The organism is Bacillus sp. NP157, assembly GCA_018889975.1.
In the GTDB taxonomy this organism is placed as follows: Bacteria; Pseudomonadota; Gammaproteobacteria; order Xanthomonadales; family Rhodanobacteraceae; genus Luteibacter.
This window is the reverse complement of sequence record CP076546.1, coordinates 3,342,066-3,365,461: the sequence shown is the minus strand read 5'-3', so window position 1 is coordinate 3,365,461 and position 23,396 is coordinate 3,342,066. Positions and strand designations below refer to the sequence as shown.

26 protein-coding genes are annotated in these 23,396 nt (G+C 66.3%); 13 read left to right on the top strand and 13 right to left on the bottom strand.

Translation table 11 applies throughout. The features are described from left to right. Window positions 1-5: 5 nt before the first annotated feature. Window positions 6-1,694 (bottom strand): hypothetical protein, encoded by a 1,689-nt coding sequence (locus KPL74_15520; GenBank protein ID QWT19148.1) that lies wholly within the window; start codon window positions 1,692-1,694, stop codon window positions 6-8. A gap of 230 nt (window positions 1,695-1,924) precedes the next feature. Here KPL74_15520 and KPL74_15515 point away from each other — a divergent pair, with 230 nt between their 5' ends. The 3 genes from KPL74_15515 to KPL74_15505 all read left to right on the top strand — a co-directional run bounded on the left by KPL74_15515 (window position 1,925) and on the right by KPL74_15505 (window position 7,629). Next, on the top strand, window positions 1,925-4,213 hold the full coding sequence (locus tag KPL74_15515; GenBank protein QWT22624.1) for an NADP-dependent malic enzyme: 2,289 nt from the start codon (window positions 1,925-1,927) through the stop codon (window positions 4,211-4,213). Between the two features lie 236 nt (window positions 4,214-4,449). Further along, a complete protein-coding gene (aceE, locus tag KPL74_15510; GenBank protein ID QWT19147.1) occupies window positions 4,450-7,143 on the top strand; it encodes a pyruvate dehydrogenase (acetyl-transferring), homodimeric type in 2,694 nt (897 codons plus the stop codon). A 129-nt stretch (window positions 7,144-7,272) separates the two neighbouring features. Further along, window positions 7,273-7,629, top strand: a complete 357-nt coding sequence (locus KPL74_15505) for a DUF4377 domain-containing protein (protein QWT19146.1) — start codon at window positions 7,273-7,275, stop codon at window positions 7,627-7,629. A gap of 93 nt (window positions 7,630-7,722) precedes the next feature. On the opposite strand, the gene KPL74_15500 is transcribed toward KPL74_15505, so the two are convergent. Both KPL74_15500 and KPL74_15495 read right to left on the bottom strand, forming a co-directional pair. Continuing rightward, window positions 7,723-8,046, bottom strand: coding sequence for a hypothetical protein (locus tag KPL74_15500; GenBank protein ID QWT19145.1), 324 nt, complete (start codon window positions 8,044-8,046; stop codon window positions 7,723-7,725). A 100-nt stretch (window positions 8,047-8,146) separates the two neighbouring features. Next, window positions 8,147-8,824 carry a glutathione S-transferase gene (locus KPL74_15495; GenBank protein ID QWT19144.1) on the bottom strand — a complete coding sequence of 226 codons (678 nt, stop codon included), beginning with the start codon at window positions 8,822-8,824 and terminating at the stop codon, window positions 8,147-8,149. Window positions 8,825-8,931: 107 nt separating this feature from the next. On the opposite strand from KPL74_15495, the gene KPL74_15490 reads away from it, so the two are divergent. Continuing rightward, window positions 8,932-9,240 (top strand): DUF3247 family protein, encoded by a 309-nt coding sequence (locus KPL74_15490; GenBank protein QWT19143.1) that lies wholly within the window; start codon window positions 8,932-8,934, stop codon window positions 9,238-9,240. Between the two features lie 111 nt (window positions 9,241-9,351). Here the strand turns inward: KPL74_15490 and KPL74_15485 are convergent, their stop codons facing one another. Both KPL74_15485 and KPL74_15480 read right to left on the bottom strand, forming a co-directional pair. Continuing rightward, on the bottom strand, window positions 9,352-10,650 hold the full coding sequence (locus KPL74_15485) for a thioredoxin family protein (protein QWT19142.1): 1,299 nt from the start codon (window positions 10,648-10,650) through the stop codon (window positions 9,352-9,354). Window positions 10,651-10,709: 59 nt separating this feature from the next. After that, window positions 10,710-11,966 (bottom strand): MFS transporter, encoded by a 1,257-nt coding sequence (locus tag KPL74_15480; GenBank protein ID QWT19141.1) that lies wholly within the window; start codon window positions 11,964-11,966, stop codon window positions 10,710-10,712. A gap of 110 nt (window positions 11,967-12,076) precedes the next feature. Here KPL74_15480 and KPL74_15475 point away from each other — a divergent pair, with 110 nt between their 5' ends. Next, window positions 12,077-12,793: a hypothetical protein gene (locus KPL74_15475; GenBank protein ID QWT19140.1), complete on the top strand. Its 717-nt coding sequence runs from the start codon at window positions 12,077-12,079 to the stop codon at window positions 12,791-12,793. Between the two features lie 117 nt (window positions 12,794-12,910). Here the strand turns inward: KPL74_15475 and KPL74_15470 are convergent, their stop codons facing one another. Both KPL74_15470 and KPL74_15465 read right to left on the bottom strand, forming a co-directional pair. After that, window positions 12,911-13,732 carry a ferritin-like domain-containing protein gene (locus KPL74_15470; protein QWT19139.1) on the bottom strand — a complete coding sequence of 274 codons (822 nt, stop codon included), beginning with the start codon at window positions 13,730-13,732 and terminating at the stop codon, window positions 12,911-12,913. Between the two features lie 106 nt (window positions 13,733-13,838). Then, entirely contained in the window at window positions 13,839-14,255 is a 417-nt protein-coding gene (locus tag KPL74_15465) for a universal stress protein (protein ID QWT19138.1), read from the bottom strand. A 191-nt stretch (window positions 14,256-14,446) separates the two neighbouring features. Between KPL74_15465 and KPL74_15460 the strand changes: the two genes are divergently transcribed. The 5 genes from KPL74_15460 to KPL74_15440 all read left to right on the top strand — a co-directional run bounded on the left by KPL74_15460 (window position 14,447) and on the right by KPL74_15440 (window position 17,470). After that, window positions 14,447-14,902, top strand: a complete 456-nt coding sequence (locus KPL74_15460) for a hypothetical protein (protein ID QWT19137.1) — start codon at window positions 14,447-14,449, stop codon at window positions 14,900-14,902. A 190-nt stretch (window positions 14,903-15,092) separates the two neighbouring features. Next, the gene (locus KPL74_15455) at window positions 15,093-15,617 is read left to right on the top strand and encodes a peroxiredoxin (GenBank protein ID QWT19136.1); all 525 of its coding nucleotides are present in this window, start codon (window positions 15,093-15,095) and stop codon (window positions 15,615-15,617) included. 2 nt (window positions 15,618-15,619) lie between these two features. Continuing rightward, complete coding sequence (locus KPL74_15450) at window positions 15,620-16,156, top strand: hypothetical protein (protein QWT19135.1); 537 nt, start codon at window positions 15,620-15,622, stop codon at window positions 16,154-16,156. Window positions 16,157-16,216: 60 nt separating this feature from the next. Further along, window positions 16,217-16,969, top strand: coding sequence for a YggN family protein (locus KPL74_15445; GenBank protein QWT19134.1), 753 nt, complete (start codon window positions 16,217-16,219; stop codon window positions 16,967-16,969). Between the two features lie 66 nt (window positions 16,970-17,035). Continuing rightward, window positions 17,036-17,470, top strand: coding sequence for a PA2169 family four-helix-bundle protein (locus KPL74_15440; protein ID QWT19133.1), 435 nt, complete (start codon window positions 17,036-17,038; stop codon window positions 17,468-17,470). 44 nt (window positions 17,471-17,514) lie between these two features. Here the strand turns inward: KPL74_15440 and KPL74_15435 are convergent, their stop codons facing one another. Continuing rightward, window positions 17,515-17,739, bottom strand: a complete 225-nt coding sequence (locus tag KPL74_15435) for a hypothetical protein (GenBank protein ID QWT19132.1) — start codon at window positions 17,737-17,739, stop codon at window positions 17,515-17,517. A 210-nt stretch (window positions 17,740-17,949) separates the two neighbouring features. Between KPL74_15435 and KPL74_15430 the strand changes: the two genes are divergently transcribed. Both KPL74_15430 and KPL74_15425 read left to right on the top strand, forming a co-directional pair. Further along, entirely contained in the window at window positions 17,950-18,585 is a 636-nt protein-coding gene (locus KPL74_15430) for a response regulator (protein ID QWT19131.1), read from the top strand. Window positions 18,586-18,697: 112 nt separating this feature from the next. Then, window positions 18,698-19,531, top strand: a complete 834-nt coding sequence (locus KPL74_15425) for a YggN family protein (protein ID QWT19130.1) — start codon at window positions 18,698-18,700, stop codon at window positions 19,529-19,531. Here KPL74_15425 and KPL74_15420 read toward each other — a convergent pair. The 4 genes from KPL74_15420 to KPL74_15405 are packed head-to-tail and all read right to left on the bottom strand — an operon-like array spanning window position 19,521 to window position 21,834. Further along, window positions 19,521-20,468 carry a D-2-hydroxyacid dehydrogenase family protein gene (locus KPL74_15420; protein ID QWT19129.1) on the bottom strand — a complete coding sequence of 316 codons (948 nt, stop codon included), beginning with the start codon at window positions 20,466-20,468 and terminating at the stop codon, window positions 19,521-19,523. The two genes, KPL74_15425 and KPL74_15420, sit on opposite strands and share 11 nt — an antisense overlap. Window positions 20,469-20,478: 10 nt before the next feature. After that, window positions 20,479-20,868 (bottom strand): VOC family protein, encoded by a 390-nt coding sequence (locus KPL74_15415; GenBank protein QWT19128.1) that lies wholly within the window; start codon window positions 20,866-20,868, stop codon window positions 20,479-20,481. A 29-nt stretch (window positions 20,869-20,897) separates the two neighbouring features. Further along, window positions 20,898-21,395: a DMT family transporter gene (locus tag KPL74_15410; protein QWT19127.1), complete on the bottom strand. Its 498-nt coding sequence runs from the start codon at window positions 21,393-21,395 to the stop codon at window positions 20,898-20,900. A gap of 10 nt (window positions 21,396-21,405) precedes the next feature. Further along, window positions 21,406-21,834: a DMT family transporter gene (locus KPL74_15405; protein ID QWT19126.1), complete on the bottom strand. Its 429-nt coding sequence runs from the start codon at window positions 21,832-21,834 to the stop codon at window positions 21,406-21,408. 98 nt (window positions 21,835-21,932) lie between these two features. Here KPL74_15405 and KPL74_15400 point away from each other — a divergent pair, with 98 nt between their 5' ends. Further along, window positions 21,933-22,856, top strand: coding sequence for a LysR family transcriptional regulator (locus KPL74_15400; GenBank protein QWT19125.1), 924 nt, complete (start codon window positions 21,933-21,935; stop codon window positions 22,854-22,856). A 9-nt stretch (window positions 22,857-22,865) separates the two neighbouring features. Here the strand turns inward: KPL74_15400 and KPL74_15395 are convergent, their stop codons facing one another. Continuing rightward, window positions 22,866-23,363: a hypothetical protein gene (locus tag KPL74_15395; GenBank protein ID QWT19124.1), complete on the bottom strand. Its 498-nt coding sequence runs from the start codon at window positions 23,361-23,363 to the stop codon at window positions 22,866-22,868. Window positions 23,364-23,396: the final 33 nt, after the last annotated feature.

Sequence of the window (23,396 nt, the reverse complement as noted above, 5' to 3'; positions counted from 1 at the left end):
CCGGATCAAAGGATCCGGAAGGGCTTCGGCGATACCGCGAAGAACGGCCGCCAGTCACAGGCGATGCGCAGGCGTGCCTTGTCGGTGGCAGCGTCCGGCGGCAGGTTGATCGCCGCGCTGCCGCTGTTCGGTACGTCGCGGGCGAGCGTCGTCCAGCTTGCGCCATCATCGATCGACAAGCCCAGGTCGAGGAAATGGCAGGAGATCGGCCTGGTGGTCGTGCCTGCGACATCCCAGCGGACATCCAGCGCCTCGCCGCGCCGTGCATCCGCCGTGGGGTGCAGGGCGAAAGCGCCGCCGGTGTCCACCACCTGCACACGCGTGTCTTCGCTCGCCACAGTAGCGGTCAGGCCGCCTTGGTCACGCACGGTAAGGCGAAAATACCTGCTGCCAGCTGCGTCGGGCAGGTCGTCGACGAACTCGCGGCGCGATCGCCTCGACGGAGCAACGCGCTCGGACCGTGGCGATTCCCCGAGCTCATCCCACGCGAAGCTCAGCCGGCGGCCAGGCATGGTCGGCTCGATCGTCGCATCCAGCCAGAACGGCGTGTGGGCCGGGATGACGATCGGCTCCGCCAACGATTCCGGGTCGATCCATGCCGCCGTCGCGTCGCTGACGTGCTTGCGCGCACAGCGGCCACCACGCGAGCCGAGTGACACGCGCACGCGCTCGATGCTCGCGCCATCGAACGCATGGCACGATGGACAACGCGGCTTGCGAAACGGTGCGCCGAGCTGGTTGCCGAGCACGAGGATGAAGGCTTCGAGCGCGGCGTCGTCATCCTCGCCGCCGCTCCACGCAGCGGCCTTGTGGGTGGCGAGGTAGTCCGCGTCGCGCGCATCGCTGCATGACGTGCCGGTCGCGGTTTCGCCGCCATTCAAGCCGAGCAAGGCATGGCCGATGTCGTACGAGCTGGCGGCAAGGCGACGCTGGATAAGCATGGCGGCGGCCGTACGTGGCTCGCCGTGGCGCAGCGGATCGCTTGCGGCGCTGGCCATCATGAGTCGGTCGCTCTGCGCCGCGAGCACGAGATGGACGCCCAGGTCGTTTTCCATCCGCTCGTTGGCACGATTGACCATGTGTGCCGCGGCGCCCAGCGCTGAGGCCACCGTACCGCCGTTGGCGGCGACGAAACGGCTGTCGGCCGCGAGGGCCAGGCGGAAGTCGTAGCGCACGTTGCCATGGCTGGCGCCCGCCTTGCCCAGGTCGCCTCCGAAAGGCGTTTGGGCGATCGACGTGGGAGAGCCGCCGCCACGTCCATCCGGCGCGGGTCCATGCAGCCCGGCTGCCGCTTGCGACGCCCGCGGGTTCGTGGGGAGCAAATCCATGGGTAGCGACGGCAGTGTCTCGACGTGCTCCCACGGCCGCGTGTCGTCGTCATCGCCGGACACGCTGAGCCGGCCGACGTTGCCTGCGTAGTCCAGCCGCGCCGTCCGACCCTGCGCATCCTCGCCACGATAACTGCGCATCGAGGGATGGCGCCGCACCAGGGCGCGGGGGAGTACGCCGGAATCGACCATGCGGAAGGTGGATGCTGCACCGCCGCGTAAAGGGAGGGTCACGGAGGTCTCGCCACGGCCGTCCGCCGTCGATGCCGCCAGTGCTGCGTGCGCGTCGGCGAGCTCGGCCGAATGCACGGGGGAAGCAGTAATAAAACCAGTGACGGCCAGCGTCAACGTAGCAGGAAAACGCATGCATGCCTCTCGATGGACCAGGGAAGAGGCAGCGTACGCAGCCGCACGGTCGTGCAATGCAGGTATGCACCGCGGTGATGCGTAAGCGTCGGGTATCACAGCTTGTCGCAAAGCGACACACAGCCCGCCAAGGCCGGGCCCGGCGCGGTGTTAACATCGGGGCTTGCCGCGCAGCCCGCGACGGGCGCGCCTCCCTCATTACCCGCTACGTCCCACAGGATCCCATGGCCATCTCCGAGGAACTGAGGCAAGCCGCCCTCGAATACCACCGCCTTCCCCGCCCGGGCAAGATCAAGGTCACGCCGACCACTTCGCTGCTGACCCAGCGCGACCTGTCGCTGGCGTATTCGCCGGGCGTCGCGGCGGCCTGCGATGCGATCGTCGCCGACCCGCGTGAAGCGGCCGAGCTGACCGCGCGCTCGAACCTGGTGGCCGTGATCACCAACGGCACGGCGGTGCTTGGCCTCGGCAACATCGGCGCGCTGGCCAGCAAGCCGGTGATGGAAGGCAAGGGCGTGCTGTTCCAGAAGTTCGCCGGCATCGACGTGTTCGACATCGAGATCAACGAGACCGATCCCGACAAGCTGGTCGACATTATCGCCAGCCTCGAACCCACCTTCGGCGGCATCAACCTCGAAGACATCAAGGCGCCGGAATGCTTCGTCGTGGAGCGCAAGCTGCGCGAGCGGATGAAGATCCCGGTGTTCCATGACGACCAGCACGGCACGGCGATCATCGTCGGTGCGGCGGTCATCAACGCCTTGCTGGTCACCGGCAAGAAGATCGAAGACGTGAAGCTCGCGACCACCGGCATGGGCGCGGCCGGCATCTCGTGCGTCGACATGCTGGTGACCCTGGGCCTGAAGCGGGAGAACATCCTCGCGTTCGACCGCGACGGCGTGTTGCACAGCGGCCGCACCGACCTCGACCCGGACAAGCAGCGCTATGCGCGCGACACCGACAAGCGCACGCTGGCCGAGATCGTGGAAGGCGCGGACATCTTCCTGGGCCTGTCCGCCGGCGGCATCCTGAAGCCGGAGATGGTCGCCACGATGGCCGATCGCCCGATCATCTTCGCGCTGGCCAACCCGAACCCGGAAATCCTGCCGGAAGACGCCAAGGCCGTGCGCCCGGATTGCATCATGGCGACCGGCCGTTCGGATTACCCGAACCAGGTCAACAACGCGTTGTGCTTCCCGTACCTGTTCCGTGGCGCGCTGGATGTCGGCGCGTCGGTGATCAACGAGCAGATGAAGGTGGCCTGCGTGAAGGCCATCGCCGAACTGGCGCGTCGCGAGGCCTCCGACGTGAGCGCGCGTGCCTACGGTGGCAAGCCGCCGAGCTTCGGTCCCGAATACCTCATCCCGCAGCCGTTCGACCCGCGCCTGCTGATCCAGCTGCCGCCGGCGATTGCCCAGGCGGCGATGGATTCCGGTGTCGCCGAGCGTCCGATCGAGGATTTCCCGGCCTACGTCGAGAAGCTCACCAGCTTCGTGTTCCGTACCGGCCTGCTGATGAAGCCGGTGTTCGATCGCGCGAAGGCCGACCCCAAGCGCGTGGTCTACGCCGAGGGCGAAGAAGAAACCGTGCTGCGCGCCGTGCAGACCGTGGTCGATGAGGGCCTGGCCCGTCCGATCCTGGTCGGCCGCCCGGATGTGATCGAGAAGCGCATCGCGCGAGCCGGCCTGCGCCTGAAGCCGGGCGTGGATTTCGAGATGTGCAACATCCACTCCGATCCGCGCTTCGAAGACTACTGGAAGCTCTACCACTCGATCATGGAGCGCCGCGGCGTCACGCCGGCATCGGCCAAGGCCGTGGTGCGTTCCCGCCCGACGGTGATCGCTGCGCTGATGGTGGAGCGGGGCGAAGCCGACGCCATGATCTGCGGCCTGGTCGGCACCTACCAGAGCAAGCTGGATTACATCCGCGACATCATCGGCCTGGACGACAGCGTGTGCGAGGCCTCGGCCATGGCCGCCGTGGCGACGGAGAAGGGCACCTTCTTCTTCCTCGACACCTACGTGCAGGAAGACCCGACGGCGGAGCAGATCGCCGAGGCGACCCTGCAGGCGTCGCTGCGCCTGAAGCTGTTCGGCATCCAGCCAAAGATCGCCCTGCTGTCCAATTCCAATTTCGGCAGCCGCGAAACGCGCAACTCGCGGAAGATGCGCGAAGCACTCAAGCTCATCCGCGACCGGGTGCCCAAGCTGGAAGTCGAAGGCGAGATGCAGGCCGACGTGGCCCTCACCCCCGAGCTGCGCGAGCGGATCTTCCCGAACTCGCGCCTGGAAGGTAAGGCCAACGTGTTCGTGTTCCCGAACCTGGACGCCGCCAACACGGCCTACAACATGGTCCGCGTGCTGTGCGATGGCGTGGTCATCGGCCCGATCCTGATGGGCGTAGCCAAGCCGGCCCACATCCTCACCCCGCAGGCCACGGTCCGCCGGGTGGTGAACATGACCTCGGTGGCCTGCGTCGAGGCGCAGATCCGCGCGGGGGTGAAGGGGCGGCAGGCGTAAGTCTTTGTAAATGTTGTGGGAGTGCGTTTGGGGGCGTTTGGGCGCGGGGCGGGATCATCGCCATCCCCATCGCGCGCAGGCGCGCTCCTACAAGGCAGTTATGCGGATTTTGATCGATTCAGGTGGGCCATACGGCCACGTATGCCGGATCGATGCGTTATTATCAACAGGTTTTCCCGCACCCTAGCGGCTCTTTAAGTCCCCATGTGCGCGCCAAGGGCGCAGCCGGAGCTTCCATGGACCAGATCGACGATGTGCTGAACCAGGACCTCGACCCCACCGAAACCCGGGAATGGGTCGAGTCGCTTAACGCTGTCATCAACCACGATGGCACGGAGCGCGCCCATTACCTCCTGGAGAAGATGGTCGACTCCACCCGTCGCGCGGGCGGCTACCTGCCGTTCGACCCGACCACGGAATACGTCAACACCATCCCGCCGCACATGGAAGCGCGTAGCCCTGGCGATGCCGCCATCGAGTGGCGCATCCGCTCGCTGATCCGCTGGAACGCGCTGGCCACCGTGGTCCGCGCCAACCGCAAGCCGGGCGACCTCGGCGGCCACATCTCCAGCTTCGCCTCGTCGGCCACGCTGTACGACGTGGGCTTCAACCACTTCTGGCGCGCACCCAGCGCGGAGCACCCGGGCGACCTGGTGTTCCACCAGGGCCATTCCGCGCCAGGCGTCTACGCCCGTTCCTTCCTCGAAGGCCGGATCAGCGAAGAGCAGCTCGACCTCTTCCGCATGGAAGTCGAAGGCAAGGGCCGCGGCCTGTCGTCGTACCCGCATCCGTGGCTGATGCCGGACTACTGGCAGGTGCCGACGGTCTCGATGGGCCTCGGCCCGATCCAGGCCATCTACCAGGCACAGTTCTGGAAGTACCTCGAGCACCGTGGCCTGATCCCGAAGTCCGATCGGAAGATCTGGTGCTTCATGGGCGACGGTGAATCGGACGAGCCGGAATCGCTCGGCGCGATCTCGCTGGCCGGCCGCGAAGGCCTGGACAACCTGATCTTCGTCATCAACTGCAACCTGCAGCGCCTCGACGGCCCGGTGCGCGGTAACGGCAAGATCATCCAGGAACTGGAAGGCGTGTTCCGTGGCGCCGGCTGGAATGCCATCAAGGTGGCATGGGGCAGCTACTGGGATCCGCTCCTCGCCCGCGACACCTCGGGCAAGCTGCGCCAGCTGATGATGGAAACCGTCGACGGCGAATACCAGGCATGCAAGGCCTTCGGCGGCGCGTACACGCGCGAGAAGTTCTTCGGCAAGTACCCGGAAACCGCAGCGCTGGTCGCCAATATGTCCGACGACGACATCTGGCGCCTGAACCGTGGTGGCCACGATCCGCACAAGGTCTACGCGGCCTACCACGCGGCCGTGAACACCAAGGGCATGCCGACCGTCGTCCTCGCCAAGACGGTGAAGGGCTACGGCATGGGCACCGCGGGTGAATCGCAGAACCCGGCGCACAACCAGAAGAAGATGGATACCGACGCGATCCGCGCCTTCCGCGATCGTTTCAACATCCCCATCCCCGACGACAAGCTCGACGAAGTGCCGTACTACCACCCGGGCAAGGACTCGGAGGAAGTGCAGTACATGCTCGAGCGTCGCCGCGCGCTCGGCGGTTCGCTGCCGCAGCGTCGTCGCAAGTCGGACCAGTCGTTCAAGGCGCCGTCGCTGGACGCCTTCGAGCAGATCACCAAGGGCACCGGCGATCGCGAGATCTCGACCACGATGGCCCTGGTCCGTGGCATGAACCTCATGCTGCGCGACAAGGAGCTTGGCCCGCGCCTGGTGCCGATCGTCGCCGACGAAGCCCGCACCTTCGGCATGGAGGGCATGTTCCGCCAGATCGGCATCTACGCGCCGTTCGGCCAGAAGTATCGCCCGCAGGACGCCGACCAGCTGCTGTACTACCGCGAAGACCAGAAGGGCCAGGTCCTGCAGGAAGGCATCAGCGAAGCCGGTGGCATGAGCGCCTGGCTGGCGGCCGCGACGAGCTACAGCATCAGCAACGTGCCGATGCTGCCGTTCTTCATCTACTACTCGATGTTCGGCTTCCAGCGCATCGGTGACCTGTGCTGGGCGGCGGGCGACATGCGCGCACGCGGCTTCCTCATCGGCGGCACCTCGGGCCGCACGACGCTCAACGGTGAAGGCCTGCAGCACGAAGACGGCCACTCGCACCTGCTTTCCGGCGCGATCCCGAACGTGGTGTCCTACGACCCGACCTTCTCCTACGAGCTGGCCGTGATCATGCAGGATGGCACGCGCCGCATGATGCAGGAGCAGGAAGACGTCTACTACTACATCACCGTGATGAACGAGAACTACGCCCACCCCGACATGCCGAAGGGCAGCGAGGAAGGCATCATCAAGGGCATGTACCTGTTCAAGGACGCGGGCAAGGCGAAGAAGAACGAGCCGCGCGTGCAGCTGCTTGGCTCGGGCACGATCCTGCGCGAAGTGATTGCCGCCGCCGAACTGCTCGAGAAGGATTTCGGCGTCAGCGCCGATATCTGGTCGGTGCCGAGCTTCTCGGAAGTCCGTCGCGAAGGCTTCGATGCCGAGCGCTGGAACCGCCTGCATCCGGAATCGCCGCAGCGCGTGCCGTACATCACCGGCCTGCTCGGCGATCGCCAGGGCCCGGCGGTTGCCGCGACCGACTACGTGCGTGAGTTCGCCGACCAGGTGCGCGCGTTCATGCCGGACGGCATGCGTTACACGGTGCTGGGTACCGACGGCTACGGCCGCAGCGATACCCGCGCACACCTGCGCAGCCATTTCGAAGTGGATCGCTACTGGATCGCCCACGCCGCGCTCGCCGCCCTCGCAAAGGACGGCAAGGTCAACGCGAAGGACGTCAGCCGCGCCATCAAGGAATACAAGCTGGACGTGGACAAGCCGAACCCGATGACGGTTTGACACCGATGACGGTTTGACGAAAAAAGGGGCGCCTCGGCGCCCCTTTTTTTGCGGCGTCACATCCCGTGCATGGTCTCGCAAACGCTTTGCTGGTATTCCTGTGGGCAATCGTTCCAGGGACACACCGCCATGCGCTTCGCCCTCATTCCCCTCGCCGCCTTTGCGCTCGCCTCCTGCGCGAGCACCGGCGACCAGCACGGCTCCCGCGAGAAGCTGGTCTATATCGCCGCCCAGAAGGTGCCCTGCAGCATGGGCGCCATGAAGGGCGAATGCCTGCAGTACCGCGAGCAGCCGAACCAGCCGTGGCAGCTGAACTATGCGCCGGTCGATAACTTCGAGTGGAGGGCCGGCAACGAATACCTGGTCAAGGTCACCGAAATCGAGGTGAAGGACCCGCCGGCGGATGCCTCGCGCGTACGCTGGCGCGTCGACAAGATCGTCGAGCAGCATCCGGCCGACAACCCCCCATCGTCCGTACCGCTGTAACAACCCTGTAGGAGCGCGCCTGCGCGCGACCAAAAAAAAGGCATAAAAAAAGGCCGGGATCGCTCCCGGCCTTTCCTGTCCCTAGCGACAGGCTTAATCGTCGTCGCGCAGCGCGTGGCGGATCAGCAAGAAAGTGCCGATAGCCGCGGCGGCGATGCCGATCGTAAGCGTGGGATTGCGGCGCACCTGCTTGCGCAGGCGGCGGTACTGGTAGGTCGCTTCATCGGCCAGGTCTTCGGCCATGTAACGGACCTTCTTGCCATTGCTCTTGCTGGCGAACTTGTTGGTGACGCGACGGGTGCGCTCCAGTAGGTCGCGGCCCGAGTCAACAGCCTCGTCACCATAGTGACGGACGCGACCCGATACACCGTTGACGGCGCTCTCGACCTGACGCGCGAATTCGCGGTTCCTGCTCATCGGATGGCTTCCTCTACGTGTGCTCGTGGGAAACGACTGTGCGGGCGGGCCTGTGATCGCGGTGTAAACAGGCCAGCCCCCGGTGAGCAACGATTCAGCGTTATCGAGCGGATGCGAAGGCGTACTCGCCGCCTCGCGCCAGTGCGGCCTGGTAAGCCGGGCGCGCATGGATCTTCCCAAGCCACGCCAGCAGCTTCGGATAGGTGCCGTCGAGTCCGCCCCGGGCGGAGGCAGCCTCCATCGGGAAGCTCATCTGGATATCGGCGGCGGTGAAGTCGTCGCCGGCGAACCAGCCGGTCTTGCCGATTTCGCCTTCGAGGTAGTCGAGGTGTGTCTTGATCTGGGGGTCGATGAACGCCTTCTGCCCACCCTTGGCCAGCAGGCGGGCGACCGGCTTGGCGAAGAACGGCACCGGGGCGGTCTCCATCCGGGTGAAGACCAGCTTGAGCAGGAGGGGCGGCATGGCCGAGCCTTCCGCGTAATGCAGGAAGTAGGTGTAGCGCAGGCTATCCGGGCTGTCTGCCGGCGGCTTGAGCCGCCCCTGGCCGTAGCGGCCAACGAGGTACTCGACGATCGCACCGGATTCCGCCACGGTCATCCCGTCGTCCACGAGCACCGGCGATTTGCCCAGCGGGTGGACCTCACGCAGGGCCTTCGGCGCCAGCATCGTCTTCGGATCGCGCTCGTAGCGGACGATCTCGTAGGGCAGGCCCAGTTCCTCGAGCAGCCAGAGCACGCGCTGCGAGCGGGAGTTGTTCAGGTGATGGACAACGATCATGGCGTGCTCGACGGCGAGGGAGCGCGCAGGGTACCAGTGCACAACGTCGACATTCCATCGACGCGGCGGGAGTAGCGTCGGGGCCAGACCTTCACAGGAGAACACCCATGGCCCGCGAAGCCGACACCGTACATACCGACCAGGGTTCCATCCAGCGCCTGCAGGCCTTGATCGGCGAGCTGCGCGACAACGCGAAGGTACGCATCCACCTGCGCGATGGGTCGACTATCGTTGGAATCGTCGCCGTGGTGCCTGGCGTGCAGTCCTTCGTCGACGCGGATGGCGTCGAGGGGGCCAACGGCGTGGTGAAGCTGATCGACAACGAGCGGCCCGAGTGGTCCGCCACCGTGACGCTCGACACCATCGCGCGAGTGGAACACCTCGACAGCGTGGCCTACGGCACCTCGCAAACCTAGCCCATGATCTTGTAGGAGCGCGCCTGCGCGCGATTGGGATGGTGCGATCCCATCAATTTATACGATCACCATTCATCGCGCGCAGGCGCGCTCCTACATGAGCGTTACGCTTCACGAATTCAGCGTGTCCTGCAGCTTCTTCGCCTGTTCCGGGAAGGCCTTGCCCTGCGCGGCTACCACCTGTGACACCAGCTTCTTCGCTTCGTCGTCGCGCTTCAGCGCACGCAATGCCTTGACCCGATACGTCGCGACCGAGATCGTATTCGCGCCATACGCCTTCTTCGCAGCCGCTTCTAGGTACGGCAGGCCATCGGCGGCCTTGCCCGATTCCACCAGGCGGCGGCCGTAGCGATAGTTGTAAACGTAGTCATCGGGATACGCAGCGATCAGCTGCTTCTCCAGCGTGTCGAGCTCGTCCCCCGCTTTCGCACGCACAAGGTACACACGCAGGTTATCGGCCGCGTTACGGTCGCTCTTCAGGTCCCCATGCAGCTTCGACCGGCTGGACTCGATGCCCTGGCGCAGCACGGCCTGTTCGCCCGCGGTGTCCTGCAGCCCCGCATCGAGATCGGCGCCGGCCAGCACGGCACTGCGCTGGTCGGCGCACGTCGGCGTGGCGGTGAAGACCTGGCTTGCGAGGAACTGGTCGTACGCCGCCTTCTGCGGCTTCAGCGTGGCCGCGCGTGCGTCCGCGGCCTGCGCTTCGGTTGCGCCGAGCAGGTCGTCGAGTACGTACGGGCGATCGCAACCGAGATCGCCGGCGAGCAACTTCGTGGCCGCATCGGTGATCCCTGCGTTGTCCTTCTTGTCCTTCGCCTGCAAAAGCAGCAGTCGCTGCTTCGCGAACGCAACGCGCTTGTCCTTGTCCGATACGTTGCGGACCATGGATGGCAGCGTATCGAACCAGGCCATGCCTTCCGTGCCCGCATAGCGGGCGTTATACGTGTCCAGCACCTCGGCCACCGACGCCATGGACCCCTTCGCGGCATCCGCCTTCAGCTTGGAAAGCTTCGCATCGCCGGAAAGGATGCCGTTGATCTCGGGATAGAACGTCTCGCGCGGACGTTCGGCGAGGATGCGGCCAAGCTCTTCGCCGTCCGGGCCGATGGCCACGTAGGTTGGCAGGAAGTGCACTGTCCACTTCTTCATGTACGCCTGGTCGGCGGGCTTGTCCGCATCGGCTTCGTAGAACACGACCTTCTTGCTGAGGTCGTCCCACTCCTTGCCGTTGAGCACGTGGCTGGCCATGAAGTAGCAGGAGTAACACCAGACCGCCTGGAAATCGACCAGTACCGGCTTGTGCTCGCGCTTGCCCTGGGCGAGCGCGGCATCGAGGCTGGCGGGGCCTTCGTGCGCGGCCCAGGCGGGCAGGGCGGCGACGAGGAGCGTGGCGGCGAGCAGGCGCTTCATGGTGGAGATCCCCTTGGCGGTATAGACGTCCAACTAATAGCACGATTTTCGCCGGGGCGTCAGATCGTACCGGTAGCGCCTTCCACGGGCTCGGGTTCCTCGACCAGGGCCTGGCGCCGGCGCAGGGAGGGGAACCACCACGTCCACAGCCCGACCACCACCAGCGTGCCAATGCCGCCGATCAGCGTGGCGTTCACCGCGCCCAGTGCCGCGGCGAGCAGGCCCGACTCGAATTCACCAAGCTGGTTGGACGTGTTGATGAAGATCGCGTTGACCGCGCTGACCCGGCCACGCATGTCGTCCGGTGTCTCCAGCTGGACCAGCGCGCCGCGGATCACCATGCTGACCATGTCGAAGGCACCCAGTGCGAATAGCGCCCCCATCGACAGCCACAACGACGTGGACAGCGCGAATACCAGCGTGGCGACGCCAAAGCCGCCCACCGACGCGAACATGATCGGGCCGACCCGTCGCTTCAGGCTGTGCGACGACAGCCAGATCGACATCAGCAGGGCGCCCACGGCCGGCGCGGCGCGCAGCAGGCCCAGGCCCCACGGACCCGTGTGCAGGATGTCCTTGGCGAAGATCGGCAGCAGTGCGGTGGCGCCGCCAAGCAGCACCGCGAACAGGTCGAGCGAGATGACGCCGAGCACGGCCGGGCGCGCGCGGATGAAGTGCACGCCGGCGAACAACGATTTCAGCGTGGCGGGCTCGCGCCGCGGCGGCGCATGGTCGTAGCGCAGGCGCGACATGAACACGAAGGCGCCGAGATAGAGCACGGCGGACACCCCGTACACCGTCGCCGGACCCGCGACGTAGAGCAGGCCACCGAGGGCGGGGCCGGCGATCATCGCCGCCTGGCCTGCCGCCGCGCTGGCTGCCGTGGCCCGCGGCAGGATCGACAGGGGCACCAGCGCGGGAAGCATCGACTGCATCGCCGGGAACTCGAACGCCTTGCCCACGCCGATGACGAAGACCAGGGACAGGATCCCGACTTCGTTGATGTGGCCGGCGAAGGTGAAGCCGGCGAGCAGGGCGATGGCCACCCATTCGATGGCCTGGCACACGCGCACGATGCGGCGGCGGTCGAACTGGTCGGCGACGTGGCCCGCGGGCAGCGCGAGCAGGACCGACGGGATGAACTGGACCAGGCCGATGAGGCCCAGGTCGAAGGCGCGTCCGGTGATCGAATAGATCTGCCAGCCAACGGCCACGGACATCATCTGGAAGCCGAAGCTGGACGCGTTTTTCGCGAACCAGAACTGCAGGAAGGCGGGATAGCGAAACAGCGATGCTTCGGGGGACGTCGGCGACATGGGGTGTCCTTGGGGCGTACGCCGATTTTACGCCCGTTTCGCAGCGCGCCTTGCCAGCCGCCGCGTCCGCGCGCCAAGCTACGGCCTTCATCGCCGGGATTCGCAAAATCATGCGCCGTATCGCCGCCCTCGTTGCCCTCTCCGCCCTCGCCACGGCCTGCTCGCAGCAGCAGGGCCAGGCACCCGACCAGCAGCCCCAGGCCGCCGCGAACGATGCCAATGCCGATGCGGCCAAGAAGCTGGAGATCTACCAGCAGCTGCTGAAGCTGCATAACGACGGCCCGGCCGTGCAGATCGGCCACGAGATCGTCGACAAGTACCCGGATTCGCCGGCCGCCGCCGAGGTGAAGAAGACCCTCGACCCGCTGGAACAGAACTACAAGGCGACGACGGAGAAGAATCGGCTCGCGTCGCTATGGCTCTACCAGGTCTCGCCCATGCAGGGCGGCACGCAGAGCACCGCCACCATCCAGTCCTCGCATCCCACGGGCGAGGAGCAGGTGCGCCTGATCCTGCGCCGGCACAGCGACTGGGGCCAGAGCGTTTTCCTCTACGCGGTGGCCGGCAAGGGCTTCGTCTGCAAGGGCGACTGCTCGCTGAAAGCAACGTTCGACGGCAAGGCGAAGGTGATCAAGGCGTTCCGTCCGCCGACGGGCGAACCGGCGCTGCTGTTCCGCAACGATGCGCAGTTCCTGAAAGACCTGGCCGGGACCAAGCGCCTGACGATCGACGTGGTTACCGTGTCGCGCGGGGAGACGACGCTGACGTTCGATACGGGTGGGTTTGATGGTTCCAAGTGGCAGGATGTGCCTAAGAAGAAAAAGTAACAAAAGCGCCGGGCTCGGGGGAAAGTATCGGGCCCGGGGAAAAAAAGCATCGCGCGCGGGCGCGCTCCTACAAGGGGGGTGAGGGGCGTAGGAACGTGCGGGGGCGATGCGTTTTGGTCAATGCAGGAATAGCTTCTCGGTAATGCGTGCGAGCGGCTTTTCCAGGAAGTTGTTGACGCGCGGCGGCAGGTCGAGCGGCCGGAGCAGCATCTTGACCGTCATTTCCACGGGGATGTGCCGCTTGAGCATGCCCTCGGCCTTGGTCGTGACGCGGCGGAATTCCGCGTCGTCGCGTGCCTTTTCCGGGTAGCGCGTGTTGAAGACATGGCGCAGCGCGATGTCGCTGTCTTCGCTCTTGATCTCGCTCAGGCGCTTGAGCATCGTGCGCAGCGTGCTGATCCGGCCGATCCGGTCGCGCACCCGATACAGGCGGAAGGCCTGGTAGAAGTGCTTGTAGTGCCGCACTTCGTCGCCCTTGATGCGATTGGTCAGGTCTCGCAGCACGGGCTCGTCGGTGACGTCGTTCAACGCGCGATAGAGGCTGGCGGTGCCCGTTTCGACGACGCAACGCGCGGCGAGTTCGAGGCCCCGGTTGGGCTCGAGTTCTTCGGACGTGCAGACCGATCCGTAGTGCGCGAAGAACGCCTTGAAGCCCGCGTCCCAGTCGAACTCCGGCCACACATGGCGCACGTAGGCGGCCAGCGCACGGCCGTGCTGCAGCTCTTCGTGTTCCCAGTGGTCACGCAACCAGCCCTGCAGTTCGTCGTCGCCCGCGAAATGGTCGACGAGGTTGTGCGTGTACAGGTCCGAACCGCTTTCGACGAAGGAAGAGCTGCAAAGAAGAAAGAAAAGATCTTCGTTTTCCCGGACTTTCGCGACGTCGATCTGCGAAAAGTCCAATGACTCGAGCGTCCATGGCAAGGTGGCAACGTAGCTCACTGCTGGTGTTCCTCGATCGCTTAACCGGGTCGCCCTCTTGGGGGCGTCTGACCGAATTGTGACAAAGCCACGGCAGCGTGGCTATTGGTGGTTTGCCGCCGCCCGTTCAGCGGACCACGGTGACCGGGACCCGCGCCTTGGCCAGGACGTCCGTGGAGGTGGATCCGACCAGCCAGCGAGCCAGGGCGCCGCGTTCGGTATGGCCGATCACGATGTGGTCCGCCCCCTGCCGGGCGACATGGGACAGCAGGGCGTCGCCCGGGCTGCCATGGACCAGTTGCACGTCGACGTCGACGCCAGGCGCAGGGGCGAGCCCGGCCAGTTCCTGCCGGAGGCCGGCCAGCCGGTCGCCGCCGCCGTTGTCGGCCATGACCAGGCCCGCCGTATCGGCGCCGTTTTCGAGCTGGTAGACCGAGACGACCGAAATCTTCGCCCTGGCGCAGGAAGCCAGTTCGACGGCGAAAAGGAAGGCCCGGCGGGCGGTCTCGGACCCGTCGTAACCGACCAGGATGTGCTTGGGCATGGTGGATTCCCCGGTTGAAGTGCCTGGGATGATGGTAGGCCCGCGCCGCGTCTGCGGCGAGTGGATTCACGCGGATTCCACCAAACCGTTTCATGGCTGAACAGGCCGGAGGGGCCTCCGGGTTTCTTCACATTCGTGAGTAGAGAATCCTCCCACCGCAGTCCCTGCCACCTCACACACGGAGAACCCACATGATCAAGCGCATTACCGGTCTGGCTGTCCTCGCCCTTTCCGCGGCCGGGGCTTTCGCAGCCCAGCCGGCCCAGGCGGCAGAAGCGGCAACCAAGTGCCACATGACCTTCAGCACCACGGGCTGGGCGGCGATCTACAAGAAGGCCGACGGCCGCGGCCACGTGCGCTGCGACAACGGCCAGAGCGCCGAGGTCATCATCCACGTCCGCGGTGGCGGCCTCACCGCCGGCAAGTTCAGCATCGAAGGCGGCAAGGGTGAGTTCACCAACGTCAAGGGCATCAGCGAGATCTACGGCTCGTACGCGAGCGGTGGTGCCAACGCTGGCGTCGTGAAGAGCGCCGAAAGCGCCGCGATGACCAAGGGCGAAGTGTCCCTGGCCGTCACCGGCACCGGCCGCGGCTTCAACCTCGGCGTCGACCTGAGCAACTTCGAGATCGAGCGCCTCGGCAAGTAAGGCCTGCATGGGTGTGGCTTTAAAGGGCGTCCCCAAGGGGCGCCCTTTTTTTGCGCACGGCTTCTGTAGGAGCGCGCCTGCGCGCGACCAGGGCCAACGCATGCCAACACGGGCAGGCGTCCTCTCAAAGCGCGCAACCTTTGCGTGGCCGCGAGTACACTCACGCGATCCCACCCAAGAGGTTGTCCCCATGCGTCGTCTCCTCTCTCTCATCGCCCTTTGCCTGGTCACGGCCTCGGCCTGGGCCGCCGCGCCCGCCGTCGGCGACAAGGCGCCCGATTTCCGCCTGCAGGACCAGAAGGGCGAGTGGCACACGCTGGACACCCACAAGGGCCAGTGGCTGGTCGTCTACTTCTATCCGAAGGACTTCACCGCGGGTTGCACCACCGAGGTCTGCACCTTCCGCGACGACATCGCCAAGCTGCACAAGGCCGGTGCCTTCGTGCTGGGCGTCAGCCTCGACGACGTGAAGTCGCATAGCGAATTCGCCGAGAAGTACCACGTGCCGTTCCCGCTGCTGTCCGATGCCGACGGCGCCGTCGCCACGAAGTACGACGTGCTCAACAACAAGATGGGCATGAAGTACGCCCGTCGCGAGACCTTCCTGATCGATCCGAACGGCAAGATCGTCAAGATCTACAAGGACGTCGATCCGGAAAAGAACTCCGGCCAGGTGCTGTCCGACCTGGCGACGCTGAAGGATAAGGGCGCCTGAGCGTGTTCGAAGCGCGCAAGAACCCTGTCCACGCCCGGCCTTTCGCGGCGTGGCGCATCGTCGTCTGGCTGGTGATGTTGCTGGCCGCCATGGGCTTCGTCATCAACGGCTATGCCTCGGTCATCATCGGCCAGGCCCTGTTCGCGATGACCGACGCGGCCGCCGCGGACGCCCGGCCGGGCGTCGCGCTGGCGTGGTCGATCGGCTACGCCGTGGCGGCTTTCGCCACCATGGCGATCGCCCTCGCCACCCTGCGCTGGCGCGATCGCGCTCGCCAGGCCATGCGTGTCATCGCCGTGCCGCTCGCCCTCTGGGCGGCATGGACGGCCTGGATCGCATTCGGCCAGTGGCAGCAACTCGGCGTGGTGCTCGGCCAGGCCGGGCTGCCGCCGGACCTGCTGATGGCCGGCATCAAGCACCGCAACATCCTGCTGGTTGGCGTCGTGCTCAAGGCGGTGTCCGTGCCGGTGCTCGCCTGGCTGGCCTGGATCCTCGGCAGGCCGCGTGTCCGCGAGCAGTTCGGCGCGCTCGCCTTGTAAGCGGTTCAGCAAGCATTCGCCCACGCGGCGCTATCGAGGGTCTTTCGACACGGACACTCCATGAGCGCTCGCCTGCTTGCCCTTGTGCTCACCGCCTGTTTCGCAGGCGGTGCGGCCGCCCAGGACCTGGGCACCACCTGCCAGTTAGCCAGCTCTTACGACCTTACGGTCCGGCCGGATGCGCTTACCTTCGACCGCGCCGACGTGGCGCCGCGCAATGTCCGCATGCACGACGGCAGCCTCAGCACCGACGGGCGTGCCGTCTCGCTCCGCCCCGATGAGCAGGACCGCGTCGCGCTGTTCGAAGGCAACGTCCGCACCCTGCTGCCCAAGGTCAAGGCCATCGCCAGCGACGGCGTGGATATCGCGGCCCGCGCCGTGCGCGAGGAGGCGGCGACGGCGGCCCCGGGCGCGGCGGCCAGCGGCGAACTGGATCGGGTGCTGAATGCCCGCGTCGCCGACATCAAGCGCCGCATCGCCGCCAGCCAGAGCACGAAAGACTGGCAGGAAGACGCCATGCGCGAATACGCCCAGGAAATCGTCCAGGACATCATGCCGCTGTTGACCCAGGACGTGGGCAGTGAGGCCATGCAGCTGGCCATGAGCGGCGACCTGCAAGGCGCGGCCGACCTGCGTGACCGGGTGTCGTCGGTATCCACGGGCGCCCAGGCCCGCGTGGCCGCCAAGGTCACCGCCGCGCTCAAACCCCGGGTCCAGGCCCTGTGTCCGCAGGTCCGCCAGCTGGGCGAATTGCAGTCGGGGCTCCGAGACGCTTCCGGCAGGCCCCTACAACTTCTCGAGGCCGGTGGATGACCCGCGGATAACTGGCGCCCGCGCCGTTTAGGGCCGGCTAAGTCCGGCGGCGCTAACGTTTCCCCCATGGAACGCAGCTCGATCCGTGTCGTGAATGGCCTCATCCGCCGCGTCATTGCGGATCGCGACCTGTATGAACAGGCCGCCAAGGGGGTCCGGGAGCCTGGCCTGAAGGCCATCCTCAACGAATCCGCCGATTCGCTCGCCTCCATTGCCGGCGACCTGCAAGGCGCCGTCGAAGCGACGGGCGGCAAGCCCGCCACCGCCAGTGGCCCCATGGCCGGCGTCCGACGTACGATGATGGAGGCGTCGGTGAAGCTTTCGAGCGACCCGGACGTTACCTACATCCGCACGCTCGAACAGATGGAGCGCCGCCTGCTGGACGCGTTCCTTCGCCTGGAGGCGTCGTCTTCCGACCGTGCCGTGCTCGGCCGGCACATCGCCCGCCTGCGCCTGCTGCACCTGGACATGACCAACCTCGGCGGTGCGACCGGCCGTTGACCGCGCCGTGCGTCGCACGCCACCGCCGTAGTCACCGTGATCCGTCACGCTGCCAGGCGCAGTTCCCGCAATGCCCTATGCAGATGTTTGTCAGCCGACACGCGCACGCGTGCCCGGCGCAAGAGCGCCTCGCGGTCCGCGAAGAAATTCGCCAGCGCGATCGCATCGGCGGCATCGCGTCGCGTCGCCATCTGCAGGTCGTCGCGATAAACAGCCCAGACGTCGTCCGTCCACGCGATGTGGTAATCGATGAAACGCTGTTCGGCCATGGCCATGCTCCGTTGTTACACGATGTAGCGTGGCCGATGCGGATACGTGCGTACATCAGACTAGTCTGAAAATGCCGCGCGATTTTTGAGGCGTTTCGTAGCGCAAAAGCACAGCGCAACGCATTCCTGGCATGTTTCCACCCGGCACGAAGACATTGCGCTACTCTCCGCGCTCGTCGAGGCACAGGCACACGGAGGGCGGCCGCATACATGCTTCTTAGAACGATCATTGCCGACGATCATCCCGTGGTGCTGATGGGCATGCGCGCTGCGCTGGAAACAAGCGACATCATCGTCGTCGGCGAAGCAGCCAATGGTGACCAGTTGCTCGACCAGCTCGCGTCGCGGCCCTGCGATGTCATCGTCACCGACTTCTCCATGCCCGGCGGTCGGCACGGCGACGGCCTGCTGTTGCTCGACACGATTCGCCGACGCTATCCGCGCCTGCCCATCGTGGTGCTGACCATGGTGAACAACACGGGCGTGTTGCAGGCGATGCGCACGCGCGGCGCGGCATGCCTCTGCGACAAGCGGGCACCGCTGCGCGAAGTGGCCGTGGCGGTGCGTTTGGCCGCGGCCGGCAGGAGCTTCGTCAGCGACACCATCCGCCAGCAGTTCGAACAGAGCGCGGTGCAGGGGCCGGTAGAAGACGTAAGGCTCTCGGCGCGGGAGATCGAGGTGGTTCGCCTGTATGTCGGTGGGATGTCGATCACCCAGATCGCCGAACGGCTCAGCCGCAGCGTCAAGACGGTCAGCCGGCAAAAACGCGACGCGATGCGCAAGCTGGGCATCGACCATGACAGCCGCCTGTCGGAATACGCGCGCGAGCGCGGCATGGCCAACTGACCCTGCCGGAAGTCATGGGGTGACCAACCGCCCATGATTTCCCGCCCCCAGGGGCTTAAACCATGTGCATGCCAGCCGCATCAGAGCGGGTGACCACCTGGGGAGATGCACCATGCGCCATCCGTATGCCGCCGCCGGCCTTGCCGCCGCCCTCGCGCTCAGCGCGGGATCTGCCCTCGCGGAAAACTTCCGCTTCAGCACGGACAGCTGCAACCACGATTACTCCACGCCCTACGACGTCGACGTCACCGCGGCAGGCCTCGCCTTCCACCGCACCAACGGCACGCCGTCGAAGGTCTTCCTGCACGATGGCGCCCTGAAGGTGGACGGCCGCGACGTCGCCGTCTCGCCGGCCGACGCCGCTTCCCTGCGCCGCTACGAGGAAGGGGTGCGCAAGCTGCTTCCCGAAGTCGCCGCCGTGTCGCGGGCCGGCGTGCAGATGGGCTTCGACGCCATGACCACGGTCACGATGACCTTCGCCGAGCCTGGCCAGCGCGACGCCATGCTGGCCAAGCTGAAGCGCAAGCAGGCCCAGGCCCTGCGCGAGATCGACGAAGGCGTCGGCGCGGGCCACTGGTCTTCCGATCGCATGACCGAGACCGTCGCGGGCTCGGTGTCCGATTCCGTGGGCGAGCTGGTCGGTTCGGTGACGTCCAGCGCCGTCTCCGCGGCGCTGTCCGGCGACTCCACCCAGGTGGCCGCGCTGACCGCCCGCGCGAACGCGCTGGATACCTCGATCAATCGCGAAATGAACAAGCGCTCGAAAGACCTCGAGGCGCGCGCCAACGGTATCTGTCCGCGCCTGAACGAGCTTGCCGATCTTCAGATGGCCTGGAAGGTGCGTACGGCGGAGGGCAAGCCGCTGGAATTGATGACGATCAAGCCCAAGGACAGCAAGGACGACAAGGACGACGACGAGGACGGCAAGAAAGTCGTCATGTTCTGAGCTTGCCGATCCACTCGACGATGTTGCGCACCGAGTCGCCGTAGAACACGCGATACATTTCCTCGCTGACATAGCCGATATGCGGCGTCGACAGCACGTTGGGCAGCCGGCGGAACGGATGGTCGGCGGCGAGCGGCTCGGGATCGAACACGTCGACCGCCGCACCGGCGAGGCGCCCATGCACGAGCGCGTCGACCAGCGCGGCTTCATCGACGATGGGGCCGCGCGACGTGTTGACAAGGCGCGCCGTCGGCTTCATCACCGCCAGCTCGTCCACGCCGACGATGCCCAGCGTGCGCTCGCTCAGCCGCGTGTGGATGCTGAGCACGTCGGCACGCTGGAACAACGCGAGTTTCTCCACGCGTTCCACGCCGACGGCCGCCGCCGCCTCCGTCGTCAGGTTCTGGCTCCACGCGATGACCTGCATGCCGAAGGCCTGGCCGATTTTCGCCACCGCCGTGCCGATCCGGCCCAGGCCGAGCAGGCCCAGGGTCTTGCCCGACAGCTCGCTGCCGATGCCCACCTGCCAGCCCCCGGCACGGACCGACGCGGTTTCGTTGGCGAGGTTGCGTACCAGCCCCAGGATCGCCGCCCAGGTGAACTCGATGGTCGGCGTGGACGCGTAGTTGGTATGGACGACGTCGACGCCGTGGCTGGCGGCGGCGTCCAGGTCGATCGACGCGTTCGCACGGCCGGTCGACGCGATGAGCTTCAGGCGTGGCAACGCGGCAAGCAGCGTTGCCGTCATCGGCGTGCGCTCGCGCATCACGCAGACGACGTCGTAAGGCGACAGCCTGCGTGCGAGCGCGGCTTCGTCCGCCACGTGGTCGTGGAACACGCTGACATCGGCGATGGCATCCAGAGGACCCCAGTCCGCGCTGGTGCGCGCGACGTGCTGGTAGTCGTCGAGGACGGCGACACGGATACGTTCGTTCATGGCGAGGTCCTCAGCGTTTGGGTTGGATCAGGTCCCAGCCATTGCCGTACAGGTCGTCGAAGACCACGACGGAACCGTAGGGCTCGTGGCGCGGCTGTTCGCGAAAGTGCACGCCGTTGGCCAGCATGTGTGCATGGTCGCCGGCGAAGTCGTCGGTTTCGAGGAATAGGAAGACACGGCCGCCGCCCTGCTTGCCGACATGCGCACGCTGCGCATCGTCGACGGCGCGCGCCAGCAACAGCCGCGTACCTTGCGAGCCACGCGGCGCGACCGTCACCCAGCGCTTGCCGTCGCCCTGCGGGCTGTCCTCGATCAGTTCGAAGCGCAGCGCCTGGGTGAAGAAGGCGATGGCTTCGTCGTAGTCGTGGACGAGGAACGTGATGGCGCCGAGGGAGGGCATGCGGGTGATCCTTGGGGACGGGGATACCCTTAAGTATGCGCTTCGCTGGCGCGTGGGGACGATGCCGCCGTGCCCGCGGCGGCCTGGCGTGCATTGCTGCGGTAGATCAGGGCGAGGGCCACGGCGAGCAGGGCCATGGCGGCATAGCGCGCAGCGTCCAGCGGGCGAACCGGATTTTCCAGCCAGCCGAAGTGGTCGATCAGCAAGCTCATCAGGAGCTGGCCGCTGATCACCGACACCGTCGCGGCGGCCGTTCCCACGCGCGGCATCGCGAACACGATGACCAGCATGTAGACCACGCCGAAGAAAGCGCCGATGACCTGCCAGCGGGGCGCGCTGAACAAGGTGAGCGCGTGTTGCTGCTCGAACAGGAAACCGTAGAGGAAGCTGACGAGCGTGCCGACGGTGAAGGTCAGCCATGCGCTTTCGAGTACGCCGACCTGGGCGCCGAGGCGGCCGTTGATCGCCGACTGCGCGCACAACACGGCACCACTGACGACGACGAGGACGATCATGAGGATGAGCATGGCGTGCTCCTTAGTGGATGAGCCAGAGGGCGGCGAGGATGGCGACGAGGGCGGACGCGCGGTAGCCGTCGACCTCCCGCCGGGCACTGCCGAGCCAGCCGAAGTGGTCGATGACGAGGCTGGCCGCCACCTGCCCGAACAGGATGCCGACCATCGTCAGCCCGACACCGACGAAGGGCGTGGCGATGGTCAGGGCCGCGACGTAAACCGGGCCGAGGATGCCGCCGGTGAGCAACCAGCGTGGTTGCGAAAACATCAGGGCGAGCCGTGGGCGGCCGAACACCAGGCCGAACGTCAGCAGGAGCGAACCCAGGCCGAAGATGCCGAGGACGGCCCATCCGTGGCCGATCTCTTCACCGAGCGGACCGAGCAGCCCTGCTTCGATCGATAACCCCATGCCGGCGGCGACGATCAGGGGGATGAGCCAGGCGTGTTTCATGGGAGACGTTCCGATGCGGGATCGGGGAAGGTAGAGTGCTGCGATCCGGCGAACAATCGGTCCAATCTGGAATACATCGTTGCTTCTGGAGCAACTCAATGCAGCTCAATGCCTTACGCTACTTCGCCATGGTCGCCGCCAGCGGTAGCTTCATCGCGACGGCGCGGCACTTCCGCGTCCCGGCGTCCTCGGTGTCGCGGCACATCGCCGCTCTGGAGAAAGAGGTGGGGCAGCAGTTGCTGTACCGGCATACGCGGGCCGTGCGCCTGACCGAGGCCGGCCAGCGCTATTACCTGACGGTGCGCGAGGCGCTCGACCTGCTGGACATGGCGGGCGAGCAGGCGGCGGACAGGGATGCGCCGCCGAAGGGCCTCGTCCGGGTCAATGCCCCGGTGGCCCTGGGCCGCCTGCATATCGCGCCGATCCTCGTCGGCTTGCAGGAGGCGTTCCCCGGCCTCGGCGTGCAGCTCACCCTGACCGATGCGTTCACCGATCCCGTGCAGGAGGGCTCGGACATCACGGTGAGGGTGGGGCGGCTGGAAGATTCCGGGCTCGTCGCGAGAACGGTGGGGGCGCAGCACTACCTGGTCTGTGCGAGCCAGCGATACCTCGATCGCCACGGCGCGCCGGCCGCGCCGGCCGACCTCGCCCGGCATAACTGCCTCGTGTATCGCGGGCATCGAGGTGCGCAACGTTGGTATTTCCGCTCGTCGCCCGACGCGGCGTACGAGGGATTCAGTGTGAGCGGCAGCTTCCAGAGCAACAACGCCGAGGCCCTGGTGGCCGCTGCCGAGGCGTCGCTAGGCGTCGTGCTGTTCCCTACATGGCTGTTCCAGTCGTCGAGTTTCCGCAAGGGGAAGCTGGTGAAGTTGTTGCCCGCGTGGGAAGCCTCGGTGGAGGCTGAGCCTCCCGCCATCCACCTGGTGTCGCCGGAGAACCGGTCGCGCTCGAAGAAAGTGCGGGTAGTGACGGACTACCTGCTTGAACGCATCGGCAGTCCGCCGTACTGGGACCGGGTCTGACCGCGCCGGTCAGTGCACGCGGGTGAAGTAACGCGTGCGCAGGGCGGGGCGGTTGTCCTTGTCGTACGCCGCGACCGTTTCGGTCATCGTCTTGCCGTCGGCAAGCGCCGTGAAGATGCGGGTGGATCCGGGCTGGCCGCCCATCGCCAGCACCATCACGATCACGTTGGCCTCGGGTCGGCCGAGTGACGCGAGGTCCGCTTCAGGGCTACCCGTGATGGCGGTCGGCGTGCCGTCGACGGGCGTCGTGTTGATCGAATGCACTTCCTTGCCGTCGCTGTAGACGATGTCGACGTCGGTCGTGACGCGGTTGGCCCCGGCGTCCTTGAAAATGATGGTGACGTGTTTCGGCCGGGCCTCCGGCGGGATGGGCAGGCGCGAGGTGTCGAGCGACCATTCGCCGAACGGGGTCGCCAGCGGCGCGGTGGCCGGCGATTTCGGTGCGGCGTGGATCGGCGCGGCGATGGCGAGTGTTGCAGCAAGGGCGAGCGCGGGGAGCGTTTTCATCCTGAAGTCCTTGGCAGGCGTGGGTGCCTGTTT